Annotated in this window: 21 protein-coding genes and 1 pseudogene; 17 read left to right on the top strand and 5 right to left on the bottom strand. The window is 72.8% G+C overall.

The window, feature by feature from the left end; genetic code table 11:
- Window positions 1-99: 99 nt before the first annotated feature.
- The 10 genes from rplS (at window position 100) to IEX42_RS05325 (ending at window position 8,974) form a co-directional block, all read left to right on the top strand.
- Window positions 100-450, top strand: a complete 351-nt coding sequence (gene rplS / locus IEX42_RS05370) for a 50S ribosomal protein L19 (RefSeq protein WP_188778869.1) — start codon at window positions 100-102, stop codon at window positions 448-450.
- Window positions 451-507: 57 nt separating this feature from the next.
- A complete protein-coding gene (lepB, locus tag IEX42_RS05365; protein ID WP_188778868.1) occupies window positions 508-1,230 on the top strand; it encodes a signal peptidase I in 723 nt (240 codons plus the stop codon).
- Window positions 1,231-1,242: 12 nt separating this feature from the next.
- Complete coding sequence (locus IEX42_RS05360) at window positions 1,243-1,935, top strand: ribonuclease HII (protein WP_188778867.1); 693 nt, start codon at window positions 1,243-1,245, stop codon at window positions 1,933-1,935.
- Complete coding sequence (locus IEX42_RS05355; protein ID WP_188778866.1) at window positions 1,932-2,237, top strand: DUF2469 domain-containing protein; 306 nt, start codon at window positions 1,932-1,934, stop codon at window positions 2,235-2,237. Before IEX42_RS05360 ends, IEX42_RS05355 begins: the two co-directional genes overlap by 4 nt.
- A 66-nt stretch (window positions 2,238-2,303) precedes the next feature.
- Window positions 2,304-3,692: a hemolysin family protein gene (locus IEX42_RS05350; RefSeq protein WP_229660615.1), complete on the top strand. Its 1,389-nt coding sequence runs from the start codon at window positions 2,304-2,306 to the stop codon at window positions 3,690-3,692.
- Window positions 3,685-4,743, top strand: a complete 1,059-nt coding sequence (locus tag IEX42_RS05345; RefSeq protein WP_188778865.1) for a hemolysin family protein — start codon at window positions 3,685-3,687, stop codon at window positions 4,741-4,743. Before IEX42_RS05350 ends, IEX42_RS05345 begins: the two co-directional genes overlap by 8 nt.
- 101 nt (window positions 4,744-4,844) lie before the next feature.
- Window positions 4,845-5,210: a YraN family protein gene (locus IEX42_RS05340; protein ID WP_188778864.1), complete on the top strand. Its 366-nt coding sequence runs from the start codon at window positions 4,845-4,847 to the stop codon at window positions 5,208-5,210.
- Window positions 5,210-6,826, top strand: a complete 1,617-nt coding sequence (locus tag IEX42_RS05335) for a YifB family Mg chelatase-like AAA ATPase (RefSeq protein WP_188778863.1) — start codon at window positions 5,210-5,212, stop codon at window positions 6,824-6,826. Before IEX42_RS05340 ends, IEX42_RS05335 begins: the two co-directional genes overlap by 1 nt.
- A complete protein-coding gene (dprA, locus tag IEX42_RS05330) occupies window positions 6,823-8,007 on the top strand; it encodes a DNA-processing protein DprA (RefSeq protein WP_229660614.1) in 1,185 nt (394 codons plus the stop codon). The genes IEX42_RS05335 and dprA overlap by 4 nt, the downstream gene beginning before the upstream one ends.
- 67 nt (window positions 8,008-8,074) lie before the next feature.
- Complete coding sequence (locus IEX42_RS05325; RefSeq protein WP_188780918.1) at window positions 8,075-8,974, top strand: tyrosine recombinase XerC; 900 nt, start codon at window positions 8,075-8,077, stop codon at window positions 8,972-8,974.
- 6 nt (window positions 8,975-8,980) lie between these two features.
- Here IEX42_RS05325 and IEX42_RS05320 read toward each other — a convergent pair whose 3' ends face one another.
- A complete protein-coding gene (locus IEX42_RS05320; RefSeq protein ID WP_229660613.1) occupies window positions 8,981-9,889 on the bottom strand; it encodes a LysR family transcriptional regulator in 909 nt (302 codons plus the stop codon).
- 82 nt (window positions 9,890-9,971) lie between these two features.
- Between IEX42_RS05320 and IEX42_RS18100 the strand changes: the two are divergent.
- Window positions 9,972-10,790 (top strand): annotated as a pseudogene (locus tag IEX42_RS18100) (EamA family transporter); the annotation flags it as partial.
- Between the two features lie 71 nt (window positions 10,791-10,861).
- Here IEX42_RS18100 and IEX42_RS18095 read toward each other — a convergent pair.
- Complete coding sequence (locus IEX42_RS18095; RefSeq protein ID WP_229660612.1) at window positions 10,862-11,500, bottom strand: murein hydrolase activator EnvC family protein; 639 nt, start codon at window positions 11,498-11,500, stop codon at window positions 10,862-10,864.
- A gap of 379 nt (window positions 11,501-11,879) precedes the next feature.
- On the opposite strand from IEX42_RS18095, the gene rpsB reads away from it, so the two are divergent.
- The 6 genes from rpsB to IEX42_RS05285 all read left to right on the top strand — a co-directional run bounded on the left by rpsB (window position 11,880) and on the right by IEX42_RS05285 (window position 17,108).
- On the top strand, window positions 11,880-13,079 hold the full coding sequence (gene rpsB, locus IEX42_RS05310) for a 30S ribosomal protein S2, sunset domain variant (RefSeq protein WP_308422199.1): 1,200 nt from the start codon (window positions 11,880-11,882) through the stop codon (window positions 13,077-13,079).
- Window positions 13,080-13,084: 5 nt separating this feature from the next.
- Entirely contained in the window at window positions 13,085-13,897 is an 813-nt protein-coding gene (gene tsf, locus IEX42_RS05305) for a translation elongation factor Ts (RefSeq protein WP_188778862.1), read from the top strand.
- 244 nt (window positions 13,898-14,141) lie between these two features.
- Complete coding sequence (pyrH, locus tag IEX42_RS05300) at window positions 14,142-14,876, top strand: UMP kinase (RefSeq protein WP_188778861.1); 735 nt, start codon at window positions 14,142-14,144, stop codon at window positions 14,874-14,876.
- Window positions 14,877-14,888: 12 nt separating this feature from the next.
- Window positions 14,889-15,443, top strand: a complete 555-nt coding sequence (gene frr, locus IEX42_RS05295) for a ribosome recycling factor (protein ID WP_268236452.1) — start codon at window positions 14,889-14,891, stop codon at window positions 15,441-15,443.
- Between the two features lie 19 nt (window positions 15,444-15,462).
- Window positions 15,463-16,326, top strand: a complete 864-nt coding sequence (locus IEX42_RS05290) for a phosphatidate cytidylyltransferase (RefSeq protein ID WP_188778859.1) — start codon at window positions 15,463-15,465, stop codon at window positions 16,324-16,326.
- A 5-nt stretch (window positions 16,327-16,331) separates the two neighbouring features.
- Window positions 16,332-17,108: a histidine phosphatase family protein gene (locus tag IEX42_RS05285; RefSeq protein ID WP_188778858.1), complete on the top strand. Its 777-nt coding sequence runs from the start codon at window positions 16,332-16,334 to the stop codon at window positions 17,106-17,108.
- Window positions 17,109-17,122: 14 nt separating this feature from the next.
- On the opposite strand, the gene nagA is transcribed toward IEX42_RS05285, so the two are convergent.
- Genes nagA through IEX42_RS05270 form a run of 3 tightly spaced genes read right to left on the bottom strand, consistent with a single transcriptional unit; the run spans window position 17,123 to window position 20,258 of the window.
- Window positions 17,123-18,226, bottom strand: coding sequence for an N-acetylglucosamine-6-phosphate deacetylase (gene nagA, locus IEX42_RS05280; protein ID WP_188778857.1), 1,104 nt, complete (start codon window positions 18,224-18,226; stop codon window positions 17,123-17,125).
- Window positions 18,223-19,485 (bottom strand): PTS transporter subunit EIIC, encoded by a 1,263-nt coding sequence (locus IEX42_RS05275; protein WP_188778856.1) that lies wholly within the window; start codon window positions 19,483-19,485, stop codon window positions 18,223-18,225. Before IEX42_RS05275 ends, nagA begins: the two co-directional genes overlap by 4 nt.
- Window positions 19,482-20,258, bottom strand: coding sequence for a GntR family transcriptional regulator (locus IEX42_RS05270; RefSeq protein ID WP_188778855.1), 777 nt, complete (start codon window positions 20,256-20,258; stop codon window positions 19,482-19,484). The genes IEX42_RS05275 and IEX42_RS05270 overlap by 4 nt, the downstream gene beginning before the upstream one ends.
- Window positions 20,259-20,305: the final 47 nt, after the last annotated feature.

Here is a 20,305-nt window from a genome sequence, read left to right as displayed (position 1 = left end):
CACAGGGGGGACCCGCGCCGCCGACCCGTACACGCCGGGCCGAGATCCGTTCACCACTTCCATACCGCGGCTGACCTGTGGCACTCGCGAGGAGACACCATGGCCAACGTCATCGACGAGCTCAACGCCGCTGCCCTGCGCAGCGACCTCCCGGCCTTCCGTGCCGGCGACACCGTGAAGGTGCACGTGAAGGTCGTCGAGGGGAACCGGTCGCGCGTCCAGGTCTTCCAGGGCATCGTCATCAAGGTGCAGGGTGCCGGCGTCGGCCGCACCTTCACCGTCCGCAAGGTGTCCTTCGGCGTCGGTGTCGAGCGGACCTTCCCGCTCCACTCGCCGATCTTCGAGCAGATCGAGGTCGTCACCCGCGGTGACGTGCGCCGCGCGAAGCTGTACTACCTGCGCAACCTGCGCGGCAAGGCGGCCAAGATCAAGGAGCGCCGCGAGGTCTGAGGACTCGCACCACCGGGGTGCCTCACGGCGGGGTGGCGCGACGTAGGCTTCCCCGTCGTGAGCTCATCCGGGGCCGAGGGCGGCCAGCAGACCCCGTCGAGGAGCCGTCGCCGTCAGCGCAGGCAGCTCCCGCTCTGGCAGGAGACGATCCTGCTGCTGGTGATCGCGCTCGCCCTGGCGATCGTGATCAAGGCGCTGTTCGTCCAGGCCTTCTACATCCCCTCGCCGTCGATGGAGCCGCAGTTCGTCAAGAACGATCGGATCCTCGTGGAGAAGCCGTCGTACTGGGGCTCCGGCCCCAGCCGCGGCGACATCATCGTGTTCAAGGACCCGAGCAACTGGCTCGGCGCGGAGGACACCCCGCCCGCCACGGGGCTCAAGCGGGTGCTCGAGCTGGTCGGGCTCTACCCGGCCGGCGGGCACCTGGTGAAGCGGGTGATCGGCGTCGGCGGGGACCGGGTGCGCTGCTGCGACCAGCAGGGCCGGATCACCGTCAACGGGACCGCGCTCGACGAGTCGTACCTCCCGAAGGGCACGGTGCCCTCCTTGCAGAACTTCGACGTCAAGGTGCCCGAGGACCGGCTGTGGATGATGGGTGACAACCGCGGCGACTCCGCGGACTCACGTGCCCACATGGGCGAGCCCGGCGGCGGGTTCGTGCCCGAGGACGACGTCGTCGGCAAGGTCTTCGCGCTGGTCTGGCCGTGGGACCGCGCGCAGATCATCCACCGGCCGAGCACGTTTCGAGCGGTGCCCGACGCGACGTCGGGGTCCCGCTAGCCTGATTCTGCGATGACCACTCTCCCGCGAGGCTCCACCGTGCGCCGCGACGCCGGGCTGTACGGCTACGAGCGCGCGCTGCGGCGGGCCGGGATGGCGCACGTCGCCGGCGTCGACGAGGCCGGCCGCGGCGCGTGCGCCGGTCCGCTGGTCGCGGCCGCCGTCGTGCTCGCCCCCACGAAGGCCGGGCAGGTGCCGGGCCTCGCCGACTCCAAGCTGCTCACGGAGCGCTCGCGCGAGCGGTGCTACGCCCAGGTCGTCCGCCGCGCGCTGGCCTGGGCGGTGGTCGTCGTACCTCCCGACGAGTGCGACCGGCTCGGCATGCACGTCGCCAACATCGAGGCGCTGCGACGCGCGCTCGCACGTCTCGACGTCCGACCGGCGTACGTCCTCACCGACGGGTTCCCCGTCGACGGGCTGGAGGTCCCGGGCCTGGCGATGTGGAAGGGCGACCGCGTCGCCGCCTGCATCTCTGCCGCGTCCGTGGTGGCCAAGGTGACCCGCGACCGGATGATGGCCGCCGAGCACGAGCGGTGGCCGGCGTACGACTTCGCGACGCACAAGGGCTACTGCACGGCCTCGCACGAGGCCGCGCTGGAGCAGCACGGGCCGTGCCCCATCCACCGCTGCTGCTTCGTCAACGTACGACGGGCCGCCGGGATCGAGGCGGGGCCGCAGACCGAGCTGGAAGGGAGTCTGACGTGAGCGCCGAGGACCTGGAGAAGTACGAGGCGGAGATGGAGCTGACGCTCTACCGCGAGTACCGCGACGTCGTCGGGATCTTCAAGTACGTCGTCGAGACCGACCGCCGGTTCTACCTGTGCAACCAGGTCGACGTGAAGGCGCGCACCGAGCAGGGCGACGTGTTCTTCGAGGTGACGATGACCGACGCGTGGGTGTGGGACATGTACCGCCCCGCGCGGTTCGCCCGCAACGTCAAGGTGCTCACCTTCAAGGACGTCAACGTCGAGGAGCTGAGCCCCGCCGAGATGGAGCCGCCGGAGTAGGGAACCTCGCGTGCGCCCCGGGCGTTGGGCCCCGTGAGTCGTGAGTGCAGTCGGGATCGTAGGAGTGTGGACCCCCAGGTGACCGAGTGGTTGCTCCTGCTCGCGGCGCTGGTGCTGGTCGCCGGCTGCGGGATGTTCGTCGCGGCGGAGTTCGCGCTGGTGACCGTCGACCGTGGCAGCGTCGAGCGGGCCGCGGAGTCCGGCGACCGGGGTGCGCGGGGTGTGCTCGCGGCGCTGCGGACGCTGTCGACGCAGCTGTCGGGCGCCCAGGTCGGGATCACCGTCACGAACCTGGCCATCGGGTTCCTCGCCGAGCCCGCCATCGCCGGGCTGATCGACGGCCCGCTGGAGTCGTGGGGCGTGCCCTCCGGTGTCGTGCCCGGGCTGTCGGTCGTGATCGGGCTGGTCGTGGCCACGGCGCTGACCATGGTCGCCGGCGAGCTGGTGCCGAAGAACCTCGCGATCTCCGCGCCGTACGCCACTGCCCGCGCCACCTCGGGCTTCCAGCGCGTGTTCACCAGGGCGATGGCGTGGCCGATCCGCGGGCTGAACGGCTCGGCCAACGCGATCGTGCGACGGCTCGGGGTCGAGCCGCAGGAGGAGCTGCGCTCCGCTCGTACGTCCGAGGAGCTGCTCTCGGTCGCTCGTCGCTCCGCGGCCGAGGGGACGCTGGACCCCGAGACCGCCGCCCTGGTCGAGCGCTCGGTCGCCTTCGGTCCGCGCACGGCCGGCGAGATCATGACGCCGCGCCGGCGGATGGAGAGCGTCGACCGCGACGCCTCGGTGCTCGCGGTCGTCGAGCTGGCGCGCAGCAGCGGGCACTCCCGCTTCCCGGTCGTCCACGAGGGCGCCGACCACGTGGTCGGCGCCATCCACGTCAAGCAGGCCGTGTCCGTGCCGGTCGCCGAGCGGGGTGCCGCGCGGGTGCGCGACCACATGGTCGAGGCGCTCCGTGTGCCCGACAGCATCCGGCTGGACCCCCTGCTCGGCGAGCTGCGTGCGGGCGGCTTCCAGATGGCGGTCGTCGTCGACGAGTACGGCGGCACCGCGGGCGTCGTCACCCTCGAGGACGTCGTGGAGGAGATCGTCGGCGAGATCGCCGACGAGCACGACCGGATCGACGACGGGGGCGGGCACCAGGTGGTCGCCCGCCGCGACGGGTCGTGGTCGGTGGCAGGGCTGCTGCGTCCCGACGAGCTGCGGGAGGCGACCGGGGTCGAGGTGCCGGCCAGCGAGCAGTACGACACGGTCGCCGGACTGCTGGTGGCCTCGCTCGGGCGCGTCCCGGAGACCGGCGACGAGGCCGTCGTACCCCTGCCCGCGCAGGTGGGTGAGGAGGGAGACCCGCTCGGTCCGCCTGAGGAGGCGCTGCTCGTCGTCGAGCGGATGGACGGGCTGCGGGTCGACCGGTTGCGCGTCGTACGACGTGAGGTGGCGGGTGGTCGCGATGAGTGACCAGACCGCCCTCGTCGTCGCCGTGGTGCTGCTGGCACTGAACGCGTTCTTCGTCGGCGCCGAGTTCGCGCTGGTCTCGGCGCGGCGCAGCCAGATCGAGCCCAAGGCGGCCGAGGGGTCGCGGGCTGCACGCACCACGCTGCGCGCGATGGAGGACGTCTCGCTGGTGATGGCCGGCGCCCAGCTCGGCATCACCGTCTGCTCGCTGGGGCTGGGTGCGCTGGGCGAGCCGGCCGTGGCGCACCTGATCGAGCCCGGCTTCGAGGCGCTCGGCCTGCCCGAGGCGTTCGTGCACCCGGTCGCGTTCGCCATCGCGCTGCTGCTGGTGGTCTACCTGCACGTGGTGCTGGGGGAGATGGTCCCGAAGAACCTCGCCATCGCCGGCCCGACGCGCGCCGCGCTGGTGCTGGGCCCGCCGATGATGCTCGTCGTCACGCTGCTCAAGCCGGTGGTGTGGTCGTTCAACCTGGTCGCCAACCTCGTCCTGCGCGCGCTGCGGGTCGAGCCGCGCGACGAGGTGGCCTCGGCGTTCACCCGCGACGAGGTCGGCGCGATGGTCGCGGAGTCGCGCGAGGAGGGGCTGCTCGAGCAGGGGGAGTACCAGCGCCTCGCCGACGCCCTCGGCTTCACCGAGCGCACCGTCGAGGCCGTGACCCTCCCGCTGGACACGCTGTCGGTGGCCCACCGGGGCGTCACCGTGGCCGAGGTGGAGCGGTTGTGCGGGGAGACCGGCTACTCGCGGTTCCCCGTCGAGGTCGACGGTGACCTGGTGGGATACCTGCACGTCAAGGACGTGCTGGAGACCGACCCCTCTCGTCACTCGCGCGTGGTCGAGGACAAGTGGGTGCGCCCGCTGGGCACCGTCCGCTCCGGTGACGTCCTGCACGTCGCGCTGTCCTCGCTGCAGCGCCGGGGCGCGCACATGGGACGCGTCGTCGACGACGAGGGCAGGACGCTGGGCGTGGTGATGCTGGAGGACCTGCTCGAGGAGCTGGTCGGTGAGGTGCGCGACATCGCGCACACCGCCGAGATCGTCCAGCGCGCACGCTGACCCGTCCGTTCCGCGTCCACAGCCCGCACCCGCCCCTCGGCCGTCCACAACCGGTGCCTCGCCGGCCCGTGCCGGTCGTCGTCTGGCCGGAGGCTCCTCCCATGAGCACGGGACAGCAGAACCTGGCGCTGGGACGCTACGGCGAGGACGTGGCGCTGCGGGCGCTCGAGGAGCAGGGCTTGGTCCTGCTCGAGAGGAACTGGCGATGTCGCGCCGGTGAGATCGACCTGATCCTGACCGAGGGCGAGACGGTCGTCTTCTGCGAGGTGAAGACCCGCCGCACGACGGCGTACGGCCACCCGCTCGAGGCGGTCACGCCGGTCAAGGCGGCCCGGTTGCGCCTCCTGGCCGAGCGCTGGCTGGAGGAGCAGGGGCGGCGCCGCGTCGACGTCCGCATCGACGTGGTCTCGGTCCTCCAGGACGGCCACGGCGCCGGACGGGTCGAGCACCTGCGGGGGGTCGTGTGATGGCGGACGTGGCCACCACCCGCACGGTCACCCTCGACGGCGCTGTCGCGCACCTGGTCGACGTCCAGGTCGACGTCAGCCTCGGCACCAGCGCGGTCTCCCTGGTCGGCCGCCCGGACACGTCGATCTCGGAGTCGCTGGACCGTTGCCGCGCCGCGGTCGCCGACCTGGGCGTGGACTGGCCCTCGACCAAGCGGCTGACGATCCTGCTCTCGCCGGCCGACCTGCCCAAGCGCGGGTCGCACTTCGACCTCGCCATCGCTGCCGGCGTCCTCTGCGCCGTCGGGGAGATCGAGCAGGCCTCGCTGCAGCGCACCGTGCTCGCCGGCGAGCTCACGCTCGACGGGCGGGTGCGCTCGGTGCCGGGGGTCCTGCCGATGACGATGGCCGCCGCCAAGCGCGGGATGACGACGGTGATCGTCCCCGAGCCGCAGCTGGAGGAGGCCCGCCTGGTGCCGGGCGTCTCGGTGTACGGCGTGCGCTCGCTGGCCCAGGTGCTCGCCGTGCTGCGCGGCGAGGCCGTGCCGGAGGCGCCGGAGGTCGAGCCGCTTTCCGCCCAGCGGCTGCTCAGCTGGCGGGGCGAGCAGCGGTTGGCCGAGGTCGACCTGCGCGACGTCGTCGGGATGACCGACGCCCGCTACGCACTCGAGGTCAGCGCCGCCGGAGGCCACCACGTCCTGCTCAGCGGCCCGAAGGGTGCGGGCAAGACCACGCTCGCCGAGCGGATCCCCGGGATCATGCCGGACCTCGGGCTGGAGGAGTCGCTGGAGCTCACCGCGATCCACTCCCTCGCCGGCGCGTTCCCGTCAGGTGCCCGGATGCTGCGTCGACCGCCGTTCAGCGCACCCCACCACTCGGCCACGCGTGCCAGCCTGCTCGGTGGCGGTACCGGTCGCGTGCTGCCCGGCGCGGTCAGCAAGGCCCACCTCGGTGTGCTGTTCCTGGACGAGTTCCCGCTGTTCTCCGCCGACATCGTCGAGGCGCTGCGCGAGCCGCTGGAGAACGGCGACATCACCATCGCCCGTGGTCAGGAGACGGCGACCTTCCCGGCGCGGGCGGTGTTCGTCCTCGCGGCGAACCCGTGCCCGTGCGGTGACTACCACCCGGCCCGTCGGGACAGTCGCTGCACGTGCACCGAGGTCCGGCGCCGTGACTACCGACGCAAGCTGACCGGCCCGGTCGCCGACCGCATCGACATCGTCCGTCACGTCGAGCCGGTCCGTCCGCACGAGGCGGGCGACCCGTTGGCCCGGCCCGAGTCGACAGCCACGGTGCGCGCGCGGGTGGAGGCTGCGCGCGTGCTCGCCGCCGCCCGCTACGACGGCACCGGCTGGCGGGTCAACGCCGACGTGCCCGGGCCCGTGCTGCGGGAGCGCTGGCCGCTCAGCGACCGTGCCGAGCGCCGGGTCGATGAGGAGGTGTACGCCGGCCGTCTCACCCGCCGCGGCGCCACCCGCGTCCACCGGCTCGCCTGGACCGTGGCCGACCTGCGCGGCGTGGAGCACCCGGGCGAGGAGGAGACCGACGTCGCCCTGCGGCTGCGGACCGGCACCCCGCTGGAGAGCCGGACGACCGCCTCACCGGAGCGGGCGGACGTGGAGTCCGTCCCGTGGTGAGCGCCGGCCCGGCTCGGCGGGCGCCCGACGACGAGCGGCTCGCACGGGCCGCGCTGGGACGTCTGGCGGAGCCCGGCGATCCGCGACTGACGGCAATGGTGCTGGAGGAGGGGGCCGTCCGTGCGCTGGCGACGCTCACTGCTCAGCGCCGACGTGCGGCGGCTGCGGCGGAGGACGCGGAGGCTTCCCGGACCCTCGTCGCCGACGTGGCCGCCCGGCTTGCGGCGCTCGACCCGGGGAGAGACCTGGCCGAGGCGGCTCGGATCGGCGTGAGGTTCGTCGTGCCCGGGGACGACGAGTGGCCCGAGTGCCTCGACGACCTCGACCGCTGCGGCACCCATCTCGGGCGCGGTGGGCGGCCGATGGGTCTGTGGGCCCGGGGGCCGCTGCGGCTCGACGAGGTCGTGGAGCGAGCCCCGGTCGCGGTCGTCGGCTCCCGCAGCTCCACCTCGTACGGTGACGACGCCGCCGGTGAGATCGCCGCGGAGGTCGCGAGGGCGGGGCACCCGGTGGTCTCCGGCGGCGCCTTCGGCATCGACAAGGCTGCCCACCGTGGCGCCCTGGCCGTGTCAGGTCAGACGGTGGCGGTGCTGGCCAACGGGGTCGACCGGGCCTACCCGGCCAGCCACGCCGACCTGCTGGCCCGGATCGCCGAGACCGGTCTGGTGGTCTCCGAGATGCCACCGGCGGCGACTCCGACCAAGCTGCGCTTCCTCGCCCGCAACCGGCTGATCGCCGGCCTGGGGTCGGCGACGGTCGTCGTCGAGGCCGCCACGCGCAGCGGAGCGCTGAACACCTCCACCTGGGCGGAGATGCTCAACCGGATCGTCATGGGGGTCCCCGGCCCGGTGACCAGCGCGACCTCGGAGGGTGTCCACGAGCTGATCCGCGGCCGCGGGGGACTGCTGGTGACGCGGGGCGCCGAGGTGCTGGAGGCGGTCGCACCGATGGGGCAGGCCACGCTGCCGGTGCCACGACAGCCGCAGCGGCCCGAGGACCGACTCTCGCTGCACGACCAGCAGGTGCGCGACGCCCTGCCGGCGTGGGAGCCGGTGACGGCGGAGCACATCGCGCGCGCGGCCGGGCTGTCGTTGGAGTCCGTCATCCCGGCGCTGGACCGCCTCCTCGAGGCGGGCCTGTCCGAGCGCTGGGAGGGTCGGTACCGCCTGCGCCGCGCGTGAGGCGCGGCGCAGCCGTCCGAGGTCCGCCCCCGCCTATCGTGGGCCTGTGGCCGACCTCCCGGAGCCCATGGCGCAGGCGCTGGCGGCGTACGAGCGGCACCTGGTCTCCGAGCGGGACCTCACGCCGCACACGGTGCGTGCCTACCTCTCCGACGTCTGGTCCGCCCTGGAGCACGCCGCAGCGCTGGGCCACGAGGACCTGACCGCCCTCGACGTCCGCACCCTGCGCAGCTGGCTGGCCAAGCAGCAGACCACCGGTCGGGCGCGGACGACGCTGGCCCGACGCTCGACCGCGGTGCGGGTCTTCACCGCGTGGGCGGCCCGCACTGGCTTGATCGCCACCGACCCCGGGGCGCGGTTGGCCTCGCCGAAGGCCCACCGCACCCTGCCGGGCGCCCTGGACCGCGACGAGGCCCGCCGGCTGCTCGAGGAGGCGGCCGAGCGCTGCGCCGACGGGAGCCCTGTCGGGCTCCGGGACGCCGCCGTGCTCGAGCTGCTCTACGCCACCGGGATGCGCGTGGGCGAGCTGGTGGGTGCCGACGTGGACGACGTCGACCGTGAGCGTCGGCTCGTCCGCGTCCTGGGAAAGGGCCGCAAGGAGCGGGTCGTGCCGTTCGGCCGCCCGGCCGAGCAGGCGCTGGACCGGTGGCTGGCCTCGGGACGTCCGCGGCTGGTCGCCGACGGCAGTGGTCCGGCGCTGTTCCTCGGCGCACGGGGCGGGCGCCTTGACCAGCGCGCCGTCCGCACCCTGGTCCACCGCCGGCTCGAGGACGTCCCGGGCGCGCCGGACCTGGGTCCCCACGGCCTCCGGCACACCGCGGCGACCCACCTCCTCGAGGGGGGTGCCGACCTGCGCACGGTCCAGGAGCTGCTCGGGCACGCCTCGCTGGCGACCACGCAGATCTACACCCACGTGTCGGGGGACCGGCTGCGCGCGGCGTACCGGATGGCCCACCCGCGGGCCTGAGCCGTCCTACCCCGGTCTGGTTCCGGCCAGCAGCAGCTCGAGGACCGCGGCCAGCGGCGGCCACGTGCCCCGGCCGCGTCGGACCATGGCGAAGCACCGGAGCAGGACCTCGGGGTCGTGCAGCGGGACGCCGATCACACCGGGCACGTCGGGGAGGGCCTCGGGCACCAGCCCGACGCCCAAACCTGCGGCCACGAGATCGCGCACCAGGTCGAGGCTGTCGGCGCGGTGCGTGACGCGCGGTTCGAAGCCCGCCAGGGCCGACACCGTCCGCAGCACGTCCTCGTCGGCGGTGTGCCGGGAGTTGACGATCCAGCCCTGGTCGGCGACCGCCGCGAGCACCTCGACCGACGAGCCGGTGTCGTCGACGAGGTCCTCGGCGAGGTCGGACGGCACGGCCAGGCGCCACCGCGCCTGCCACAGCGGGTGGGAGTCCAGCATCTCGTCGCTCGCCGCACGGGCCAGCGTGTAGTCGTAGGTCAGCGCGAGGTCGACCTCGTCGGCGGCGATGGCCGCCAGCGCCTCGGGCGGCTCGAGCTCCAGCACCTGCAGGTTCACGTCAGGGTGTGTGGTGCGCAGCGTACGGATCACCGGGAGGAGCGAGCGGCGGATGCCGGTGGCGAAGGACGCGACCCGCACCGTGCCGCGGGGGTCCGCCGCGGGGTCGAGCGCGGCGCGAGCGCTCTCGAGGGCAGCGAGCACGGCGCCCGCGTGCTCGGCCAGTCTCCGCCCTGGCGGGGTCAGGCGCACCCGGCGGCCGTCGGGCTCGATCACGGGAGTCCCGACGGCCCGGCCGAGGGCGCCGATCTGCTGGGAGACCGTCGAGGTGGTCACGCCCAGCAGGTCGGCCACGGACCTCATGGAGCCGTGCCGGGAGAGCTCGAGAAGCATCTCGAGCTGACGAGGATCGAGCACGACACTTATCTTCAGACTTCGTGAACGAACTGTCCAGCAACATCACGTGGACACGAACAGTTGCGCGAGATCCACTAGGTCCATGACCGCTCGCCCGTCGACCGCCGCACCGGCGAGGGGCGGTGCACTGATGGCACTGGCCTCGATGAGCCTGGTCCAGCTCGGCCTCGCCGCGTCGGTGGGGATGATCGACCGGGTGGGGCCCGAGGGGGCGGCCGCGCTCCGCCTGGCGTTCGGCGGACTGCTGCTCGCGGTGTGGCAGCGAGCGCTGTGGCGCTCGTCGGTGCGGCCTCGCGAGAGGGTGCTGGTGGCGGGCTGCGCGCTGGGCGTCGTGACCGCGGGCCTGACCGTGCTGTTCATGGCCGCGGTGGCGCGGCTACCGCTGGGGACGGCGAGCGCGCTGGAGTTCCTCGGTCCGCTCGGTGTGGCGGTGGCGCGCAGCCGGGGCCGCAAAGGCCTGCTGTGGCCGGTGCTGGCGGCGGTCGGCGTCGTGAGCCTCACCGAGCCGTGGCGGGGAGAGGTCGACCTGGTGGGCGTGGGCTTCGCGCTCGGCGCCGCGGTGTGCTGGGCGGGCTACATCCTGCTCACGCAGCGGGTCGGCGACGAGCTGGACGGCATCACGGGGCTCGGCGTGTCGCTCCCGGTCGCCGGCCTGATCGCCTCGCTGGTCTTCGGGCCGAGTCTGGTCCGGGTGTGGACCTGGGACCTGGTCCCGATCGGTCTCGGCCTCGCCCTGCTGGTGCCGGTGCTGCCGTTCGCACTGGAGATGCTCGCCCTGCGTCGGCTCACCACGGCCGCCTTCGGCACACTGATGGCTCTCGAACCGGCGATCGCCGGCCTGCTGGGTCTGGTGCTTCTCGGCCAGGGGCTCGGCCCCTCGCAGGTCCTCGGCACGCTCGCGGTCGTCGCCGCCGGCGTCGGCGCCGAGCGTGGCGGTACACGCCCGCCGCAGACCACGCGGTTGGTACCCGGTCAACGGGCGGTGCTGGCCGACTGTCCTGCCAGCGCGGCGTCGGCCGCGGTCACCGTGGGGACGGAGGGTGCCGGTGGGGCGCCCGCGGACACCGGGGCGTTCACGACGAGCGGGCGCCCGGCGAGTGGCAGCAGCCGGACCGGACCACCGCCGACCAGCAGCAGCGGGTCGAGGTAGGTCTCACCTCGGATGAGCCCCCAGTGCAGGCAGTGCGCCGGTCGGCAGTGGGAGGGACCCACCCGCAGCACCCCGATCGCCGTCCCGGCAGTCACCACGTCCCCGACGTGGACCGTCGCGGTGACCGGCTCGTACGTCGTCCGCAGCCCGCCCTCGTGGCGCACGCTCACCACGCCCTTGCCCGCCAGCATCCCCGCGAACGACACCGTGCCGGCCAGCGCCGTCCGCACCCGCTGACCCGGGCGGCCGAGCAGGTCGACACCGCGGTGACCGGCGCCGTACACCGTGTCGGGTGGGTCGAAGCGGCGCACGACGTCGGGACGGGGGTGCAGCGGCCACTGGCCCCGCGGCAGCTCGTGGTCCGGGTCGGCCCGCGCCGGGCCGGCGAGGCAGCCCGCCTCGAGGCAGAGCAGCACGACGATCAGCACACGCAGCACCCGGCGCGTCCAGAGAGCGGTCATGGCGCCACGCCACCACGGCGGCGACGGCGGTGGTGGCCGTACCGGCCCGGCCTGTGGGCGACGGGGACCGGAGGGCAGCCTGTGGATCCGCGACGGACGTCGGTCCGGGCGCGATTCGTCGTCCCGCGCGGTCCTGACCTACGATGAGTCCAGCAGCCCTCCGGGGCTGACTTCGCACGCCCGTTCCCGCGCCTGCGGCTCGCACGACCAGCAGCACCGGTCGCGACGATCGCACCGCGGAGACGCCGGCCCGATGGTCCCGCTCACGAGCGGGTGGGCCGCCCGTCAGGGCGTCAGGGCAGCCGGCACCCGCCGTCTGCGACAACCACAGAACCGGCTGCGTGCGTGCGCGGCCCAGACACGAAGGACGGATGCGCCCATGGCCGTCGTCACCATGCGCCAGCTCCTCGAGAGCGGCGTCCACTTCGGGCACCAGACCCGACGGTGGAACCCCAAGATGAAGCGGTTCATCCTCACCGACCGCAACGGCATCTACATCATCGACCTGCAGCAGTCGCTGTCCTACATCGACGCCAGCTACGCGTTCATCAAGGACACCGTGGCCAAGGGCGGGACGATCATGTTCGTCGGCACCAAGAAGCAGGCCCAGGAGGCGATCGCCGAGCAGGCGACCCGCGTCGGGATGCCGTACGTCAACCAGCGCTGGCTGGGTGGCATGCTCACCAACTTCCAGACCGTGCACCAGCGGATCAACCGGCTGCGCGAGCTCGACGAGGTCGACTTCGACAACGTCGCCGGCTCCGGTCGCACCAAGAAGGAGCTCCTGCAGATGAAGCGGGAGCGCGACAAGCTCGACAAGTCGCTCGGCGGCATCCGCGAGATGGGCCGCACCCCGTCGGCGGTGTGGGTCGTCGACACCAAGAAGGAGCACCTGGCGGTCGAGGAGGCGCGCAAGCTGCGCATCCCGATCATCGGAATCCTCGACACCAACTGCGACCCCGACGAGGTCGACTACCCGATCCCGGGCAACGACGACGCCATCCGTGCGGTCAACCTGCTCACCCGCGTCGTCGCCGACGCCGTCGCCGACGGCCTGATCGCCCGCTCGGGTGCCCGCGAGGGTGCGGCCGAGGGCAACGAGGCCGCCGAGCCGCTGGCCGACTGGGAGCGCGAGCTGCTGGCCGGCGAGGCCGAGAAGGCCGCCGTCGAGGCCACCACCGGTTCCGCGCCGGCAGCGGCCGACGCCGACCAGACGCCCGCCGCCGAGGCGACCGGAGCCAGCGCCGAGACCGCCGACTCCGTGGCTGCGGCCCAGGCCGTCACCGACGCGCCGGCGCCCGCCCCCGAGGCTGCCGCGGCAGTCGAGGAGGCCGTCGCCGCCCCGACCCCCGCCGCTCCGGCCGCTGGTGCCGAGGAGGTGCCGTACGCCGGTGCCGTCGCCGCCAACGAGGACGGCTCCTCGCCCGAGTCGGGCTACGAGGTCAAGGGCAACGCGGGTTCGATGAAGTTCCACGCGCCGAGCAGCCCGTGGTACGACCGCACCAAGGCCGAGTACTGGTTCAAGACCGCTGAGGAAGCCGAGGCTGCCGGCTTCGTCAACGCCGAGAAGAAGGACTGACCGCGATGGCAAACTTCGCTGCTGCCGACGTGAAGCGGCTCCGGGAGCGCACCGGCGCCGGGATGATGGACTGCAAGAAGGCCCTGGACGAGGCCGACGGCGACTTCGACGCCGCCGTCGACCTGCTGCGCACCAAGGGTGCCGCCAAGGCCGCCAAGCGCGGTGCCGAGCGGGAGGCCACCAACGGCCTCGTCGCGACCAGCGGCAACGCCCTGGTGGAGCTCAACTCCGAGACCGACTTCGTGGCCAAGAACGAGGAGTTCGTGAAGGCCGCGCAGCAGATCGCGGACGCCGCGGACCAGGCCAAGGCGGCCGACTCGGCTGCGCTGGCCGAGGTCTCCCTCGGAGAGCGGACCGTGGCCGAGACCGTCCAGGAGCTCGCCGTGACCATCGGCGAGAAGATCGAGCTCGGCCGAGTCGCGTACTTCGACGGCCCGGTCGTCACCTACATGCACAAGCGTGCCTCCGACCTGCCCCCGGCGGTCGGTGTGCTCGTCGAGTACGACGGTGACGCCGACGCCGCGCGTGGTGCCGCGATGCAGATCGCCGCGATGAAGCCGCAGTACCTCACCCGCGACGAGGTCCCCGAGGACATCGTCGCCAAGGAGCGCGAGATCGCCGAGGCGACCTCGCGCGAGGAGGGCAAGCCCGAGCAGGCGATCGCCAAGATCACCGAGGGCCGGCTCAACGGCTTCTTCAAGGAGGTCGTCCTCCTCGACCAGCCGTCGGTCACCGACTCCAAGAAGTCGGTCAAGGCGATCCTCGACGAGGCCGGCTCCACCGTCACGCGCTTCGCCCGCTTCGAGGTAGGCGCCTGACTCAGCGCGTCCCTGGCACGCACCTGGCGGCGTTGTCGTCGGCTCGACGGGCGCTCCGCTCCGAGCCCGCCTTCGCTCCTACGCCTTGCCATGCACGCACCAGGACCGCGCTGACGCGAACACCCGTATCGAGGGCGGGCCGACGACTCGTCGGCCCGCCCTCGGCGTGCGTCCGGCACCGGTAGGGTCGGACGCGGCCCAGGGCCGACCGTCCCGTACCGCGACCTCCTCCAGGAAGGCCTCCATGACCGGCTACCAGCGTGTCCTGCTCAAGCTCTCCGGCGAGGTCTTCGGCGGCGGCCAGGTCGGGGTCGACCCCGACGTGGTGCAGAAGGTCGCAGCGGAGATCGCCGAGGTGCAGCGCGCCGGTGTGCAGGTCGCCGTGGTGACCGGCGGCGGCAACTTCTTCCGCGGTGCCGAGCTGCAGCAGCGCGGCATGGAGCGGGCCCGCGCCGACTACATGGGCATGCTCGGGATCGTGATGAACTGCCTCGCCCTGCAGGACTTCCTGGAGAAGGAGGGCGTCGAGACCCGCGTGCAGAGCGCGATCACGATGGGCCAGGTCGCCGAGCCGTACATCCCTCGGCGTGCCATCCGCCACCTCGAGAAGGGCCGCGTGGTCATCTTCGGGGCCGGGATGGGGCTGCCGTACTTCTCCACCGACACGGTCGCCGCGCAGCGGGCGCTGGAGTCCAAGTGCGAGGTGGTGCTGGTGGCCAAGAACGGCGTCGACGGCGTCTACACCGCCGACCCGCGGCTGGACCCGACGGCCGTCAAGCTCGACCACGTGACGTACGACGACGCCATCGCGCAGGGCCTGCGGATCATGGACCAGACGGCGTTCGCGCTGTGCGGCGAGAACCGGCTGCCGATGGTCGTGTTCGGCATGGAGCCCGAGGGCAACATCCTGCGGGTCGTGCAGGGTGAGAGGATCGGCACGCTGGTCAGCGCCGAGCCGGGCGCCCAGGCCGACGACTGAGGAGACGCAGTGATCAACGAGACGCTCAAGGAAGCCGACCAGAAGATGGGCAAGGCCGTCGAGGTCACGCGGGAGGACTTCGCGGGCATCCGTGCCGGCCGCGCGCACCCGAGCATGTTCGCCCGGCTCACCGCCGACTACTACGGCACCCCGACGCCGCTGCAGCAGCTGGCCGGCTTCACCTCGCCGGAGGCACGGATCATCCTCGTGCAGCCGTACGACGTCGGCGCGCTCGGCGCGATCGAGCGCTCCATCCGCGAGTCCGACCTCGGCGTGAACCCCTCCAACGACGGCAAGATGATCCGCTGCGTGTTCCCCGAGCTGACCGAGGAGCGGCGCAAGGAGTACACCAAGGTCGCCCGTGCCAAGGCCGAGGACGGCCGGGTCTCGGTGCGCAACATCCGGCGTACTGCCAAGCAGTCGCTGGAGAAGCTCGGCGCCGACGGCGAGGTCGGCAAGGACGACGTCACCGGCGCGGAGAAGAAGCTCGACGCCACGACCAAGAAGCACACCGACGCCATCGACGAGATGCTCAAGCACAAGGAAGCCGAGCTGCTCGAGGTCTGACGACCTCGCTGCCGACCCGATGAGCCATCCCGAGCAGGCCGCCGCGCCCGTACCCGCCCCGGGACGTGCGGGGCGCAACCTCCCCGCCGCGATCGCCTCGGGCGTCGCGCTGGGCGCCGCGGTGATCGCGTCGCTGGTGTTCTACAAGCCGGCGTTCATGCTGATCGTCGCGATCGCCGTGGTCGTCGCGATCTGGGAGCTGCACCGCGCCTTCGCGGTCAAGGACATCGACCTGCCGCAGGAGCCGCTGATGGTCGGCGGCGTCGTGATGGTGGTGCTCGCGTTCTACCTCGGCACCCCCTCGCTGGTGACCGCGACCGCGGTCACCGGTCTGGTCACGATGCTGTGGCTGCTGCGACGTGGCATCGACGGCTTCGTGGCCAACTCGACCGCCGCGCTGTTCACGATCTTCTACGTGCCGTTCCTCGGCTCATTCGTCTCCTTGCTGCTGCGCGAGGGCGGGGAGCGGGGATCGGCGGGGGTGAAGGCGATCATCACGTACGTCGTGGTGACGATCGCCTCCGACATCGGCGGCTACGTCGCCGGCGTGCTCTTCGGCAAGCACAAGATGACCCCGGTGATCTCGCCGAAGAAGTCCTGGGAGGGATTCGCCGGGTCCGCGGTGGCGTGCGTGATCGCCGGCTGGCTGCTGGTGATGCTGCTGCTCGACGGCGACTGGTGGGTCGGCGTCGTGCTCGGCCTGATCGCCGTGGTGATGGCGACGCTGGGCGACCTGGTGGAGTCGGTGATCAAGCGCGACCTCGGCATCAAGGACATGAGCCAGGTGATCCCCGGCCACGGCGGCCTGATGGACCGCCTGGACTCGCTGCTGGCCACGATCGCGCCGATCTGGCTGCTGCTGCACTACGCCGTCCTGAACTGACGCAGGTGCCCGAGCGCTACGTCCACCTCGTGCGGCACGGCCGTCCCGCGGTCGACGTCGACGTGGCCGCCGCGCAGTGGTCGCTCGACCCCGCGGGTCTCGACGCGGTCCGGGCGCTGCGGACCAGCGGCCGACTCCCGGACCGTGCCACGTGGTTCGTGTCCCCGGAGGCGAAGGCACGCGAGACGGCGGCGCTGCTCACCGACGGGCCGGTCGAGGTGGTCGACGGACTGCGCGAGCAGGTACGCCTGCACGTGGGGTGGGTCGACGACTTCGACGGCGTCGTCCGGGCGGCGTACGACGACCCGTCCGTGCCCGCGCACGAGGGGTGGGAGCCGCTGGCCGCCACCCGCGAGCGTGCCCGCGACGCCGTACGCCGCCTGCTGCGCGAGCACCCCCGCGGCGACCTGGTCCTGGTCGGCCACGCCACCTGCCTCTCGCTGGTCGCGGCCGAGCTGACCGGCACCGAGCCGAACCCGCACGTCCCGTCGGCGACCGGCTTCCCCGACGTCACCACGATCCGGTTGAGCACCACCGGCGCGCCGGCTCCGCTGAGCTTCCGGCAGGTGCTGCTGGCCTCGACGGTGCTCACGGCGGCCGACGTGCTCGTCTGGGAGGCGGTCACCACGGTCGGGCTGGTGCTCGCGCCGGCGGCGGTGGTCGCCGCGCTCGTCGCGTTCCCGCGCAACACCCGCGACCTCGGGGTCACCCTGCTGGCGGCGGTGCTGCTGGCGTTCGCGATGGTGACCTTCGTGCTGGTGTTCCTCGCCCGGATCGAGTGATCGACGCGGGGTGCTCAGACCCAGCGGCCGGCCTTCATCACGCGCCGCACCGCGAGGTCGTCGTCGAGCACGACGAGGTCGGCCGCCCACCCGGGCCGCAGGTCGCCGACTCGGTCCAGCCCGAGCGTGCGTGCGGGGGTGAGCGTCGCGGCGCGCACGGCGTCCGGCAGGGACAGGCCGGCAGTCGTGACGGCGTACCGGACGGCGCGGGCCATCGTCAGCGTCGACCCGGCGATGGTGCCGTCGGCCAGGCGCGCCTCACCGTCGCGCACGGAGACCGGCAGGTCGCCGAGCCGGTAGTCGCCGTCCCGGGCTGCCGCGGCCGCCATCGCGTCGGTGACCAGCGTGGTGTGCTGCGGCTTGGCGCTGGCGGCGAGACGCAGCACGGCCGGGTGCAGGTGCAGCCCGTCGGCGATCAGCTCGACGACCGCGTCGGGGTGCTCGAGCAGAGCGGTGACCGGGCCGGGCTCGCGGTGGTGCACGGGACGCATCGCGTTGAACAGGTGGGTCCCCACGCCGGCGCCGGCGTCGAGCGCGGCGCGCGTGACGTCGTACGTCGCGTCCGTGTGCCCGACGGCCACCACGACACCGGCCGCGGTGAGTCGGCGTACGGCGTCGAGCCCGCCGTCGAGCTCGGGAGCGAGGGTGACCATCCGCAGCCGTCCGTCGGCGAGTGCGAGGAAGGACTCGACGCGATCGGGGGTCGGCGTCTCCAGCAGTGCCGGGTCGTGGGCGCCTCGGTGCTCCGGAGAGAGCCAGGGGCCCTCGAGGTGCAGTCCGGCGAGCAGGCCGTCGTCGACCAGGGGAGACAGCTCCTTGACCGCCCGCTCGGGGTCCGGGAGCGTCACCAGGCTCGCCACCACGGTCGTGGTGCCCGTGGCGAGGTGGGCGGCGACGACGGCCTCGGCCGCCTCCGCGCCCTCGTCGAAGGCGCGCCCGCCGCCGCCGTGGACGTGGGTGTCGACGAACCCGGGGGTGACGGTGCCGTCGAGGGAGAGGTCGGCCGGTCGCGGGGGAGGCCCCTCGCCGAGGTCGGCGACCAGCCCGTCCTCGAACGCCAGCCACCCCGGCGCGAGGTCGCGCGCCGGGGTGACCAGACGTCGTGCTGCCAGGATCACGCGCTGGTGTCCGCCGTCGCGATCGACTCCTCGTCGTCGTCCTCGCGACCGGGGGTCCTCAGGTTCCACCTGCGGATCACGAAGCGGAAGGAGAAGTAGTAGACGACCGCGAAGGCCAGACCGATCGGGATGATCAGCAGCGGCTTGGTGGCGATGTTGAAGTTGAGGGCGTAGTCGAAGAACCCCGCTGAGAAGCTGAAGCCGTCCTTGATCCCCAGCGCGTTCACCAGTGCCATGGAGGCGCCGGTGAACACCGCGTGCATGACGTACAGCGGCCAGGCCACGAACATGAACGCGAACTCCAGCGGCTCGGTGACGCCGGTGAGGAACGACGTCAGGGCGGCCGAGATCATGATGCCGCCGACGATCTTGCGCTGGGCCGGCTTCGCCTCGTGCCAGATGGCCATCGCCGCCGCGGGCAGCGCGAACATCATGATCGGGAAGAAGCCGGTCATGAACGCACCCGCGGACGGGTCGCCGGACAGGAACCGCGCGATGTCACCGTGCACGACGTCGCCGCCGCCGGCCGGGGTGTACGACCCCAGCGCGAACCACGGCACCGAGTTGAGGATGTGGTGCAGGCCGAGGGGGATCAGCAGCCGGTTGAGGGTGCCGTAGACGAAGCCTCCGAGCACGTCGTTCTTGGCCACCCACTCGCCCAGGTTGGTCAGGCCGGTGTTGAAGACCGGGAAGACCAGGCTCAGCACGACGGACAGCGCGACCGCGGCGAAGGCGGTGATGATCGGGACGAAGCGGCGCCCGCCGAAGAAGGCGAGGTACGGCGGCAGCTTGATCCGGTGGTACTTCTGCCAGAGGAACGCCGCGATCAGACCGATGAGGACGCCGCCGAGGACGCCGTAGTCGATGAGCTGCTGGACGCCCGCGTCGTCCTTGGGCAGGCCGATGATCGGCGACATCGCGTCCCCGACGCTCTTGAAGACGAGGTAGCCGACGACGGCGGCCAGCGCGGTCGAGCCGTCGGCCTTCTTGGCCATGCCGATCGCGACCCCGAGTGCGAACAGCAGCGGAAGGTTGTCGAAGATGCCGCTGCCGGCCGCACCGATCACGGCGGCGACCTTGTTCCACCCGAGGCCGTCCGGCCCGAGCAGGTCGTCCTGGCCCAGCCGGAGCAGCAGGCCCGCGACGGGCAGTGCGGCGATCGGCAGCATCAGGCTGCGGCCGAACTTCTGCAGTGGCGCGAGGTTGAGCCGTTTGCGTCCGGCTCCGGTAGTGCCGGTGGACTCCTCGACGGTGGTCATGGGCGGTTCCCTTCGTTCGTGCGGGCGGTGGTGCTGGTACTGCTCAACGACATGTGCAGCTGGTAGCGGTCGCCGCGGTAACGGGAGACCACGTGCTCGACCGGGACCCCGGCCGAGGTGCTCGTCCGACGGAAGACGAGCAGCGGGGTGTGCAGCGGCGCGTCCAGACGGGCGGCCGTGCGCTCGTCGGCCGCCTCGCCCCACAGGGTCTGCTCGGCGGCGTCGATCGCCAGGCCGTAGCGGTCGCGGAACACCTCGTAGAGCGACCCAGACAGGTCGGCGTGGTCGAGGTCGGGGAGCAGGGGACGCGGGTACCAGCCGGTCTCCAGCGCGATCGGCTGGCCGTCGGCGAGGCGTACGCGGTCCAGCCGCCAGGCCAGCGAGCCCGGGCCGCCCGGGCGCAGGCCGAGCGAGGCGATGGCGTCGGCGGGGGGCCGTTCGGCCTCGATGCCGAGCAGCACGGTCGAGGGGGTCAGACCGCGTCGGCGCATGTCCTGGCTGAACGACGCCAGGTGCAGCCGGCTCTCCAGCCGCGGCCGGGCCACGAAGGTGCCGCGCCCGTGGACGCGCTGGAGCAGTCCGTCGGCGACCAGGCTGTCGATCGCCCGGCGCACCGTCGCGCGGGAGACGTCGTACGTCGTCATGAGGGTGCGCTCGCTCGGGATCGCCTCCTCGGGTCGCAACCGGGTGGCGGCCAGCTCGGCGAGCGCGTCGGAGAGCTGCGCGTGCTTGGGGACCGGTCCGTCCTCGGCCAGCGTCCGCTGCTGGGTCATCGCCCGCTCGCCTCCCCTCGACTCGGTGGTCCTGGACTGGTACGTTC

It is taken from the genome of Marmoricola endophyticus, assembly GCF_014644415.1.
Taxonomy (GTDB): domain Bacteria; phylum Actinomycetota; class Actinomycetes; order Propionibacteriales; family Nocardioidaceae; genus Marmoricola; species Marmoricola endophyticus.
The sequence above is the reverse complement of the archived record's forward strand: the minus strand, read 5'-3'. Positions and strand labels throughout refer to the sequence as shown.

What these genes read in the sequence shown, in the direction of transcription:
- rplS (WP_188778869.1), top strand. Translation starts at nt 100, where the DNA reads ATGGCCAACGTCATCGACGAGCTCAACGCCGCTGCCCTGCGCAGCGAC.
- IEX42_RS05360 (WP_188778867.1), top strand. Translation starts at nt 1,243, where the DNA reads ATGACCACTCTCCCGCGAGGCTCCACCGTGCGCCGCGACGCCGGGCTG.
- IEX42_RS05345 (WP_188778865.1), top strand. Translation starts at nt 3,685, where the DNA reads ATGAGTGACCAGACCGCCCTCGTCGTCGCCGTGGTGCTGCTGGCACTG.
- IEX42_RS05340 (WP_188778864.1), top strand. Translation starts at nt 4,845, where the DNA reads ATGAGCACGGGACAGCAGAACCTGGCGCTGGGACGCTACGGCGAGGAC.
- IEX42_RS05335 (WP_188778863.1), top strand. Translation starts at nt 5,210, where the DNA reads ATGGCGGACGTGGCCACCACCCGCACGGTCACCCTCGACGGCGCTGTC.
- IEX42_RS05325 (WP_188780918.1), top strand. Translation starts at nt 8,075, where the DNA reads ATGGCGCAGGCGCTGGCGGCGTACGAGCGGCACCTGGTCTCCGAGCGG.
- IEX42_RS18095 (WP_229660612.1), bottom strand. Translation starts at nt 11,500, where the DNA reads ATGACCGCTCTCTGGACGCGCCGGGTGCTGCGTGTGCTGATCGTCGTG.
- rpsB (WP_308422199.1), top strand. Translation starts at nt 11,880, where the DNA reads ATGGCCGTCGTCACCATGCGCCAGCTCCTCGAGAGCGGCGTCCACTTC.
- tsf (WP_188778862.1), top strand. Translation starts at nt 13,085, where the DNA reads ATGGCAAACTTCGCTGCTGCCGACGTGAAGCGGCTCCGGGAGCGCACC.
- pyrH (WP_188778861.1), top strand. Translation starts at nt 14,142, where the DNA reads ATGACCGGCTACCAGCGTGTCCTGCTCAAGCTCTCCGGCGAGGTCTTC.
- IEX42_RS05290 (WP_188778859.1), top strand. Translation starts at nt 15,463, where the DNA reads ATGAGCCATCCCGAGCAGGCCGCCGCGCCCGTACCCGCCCCGGGACGT.
- IEX42_RS05275 (WP_188778856.1), bottom strand. Translation starts at nt 19,485, where the DNA reads ATGACCACCGTCGAGGAGTCCACCGGCACTACCGGAGCCGGACGCAAA.
- IEX42_RS05270 (WP_188778855.1), bottom strand. Translation starts at nt 20,258, where the DNA reads ATGACCCAGCAGCGGACGCTGGCCGAGGACGGACCGGTCCCCAAGCAC.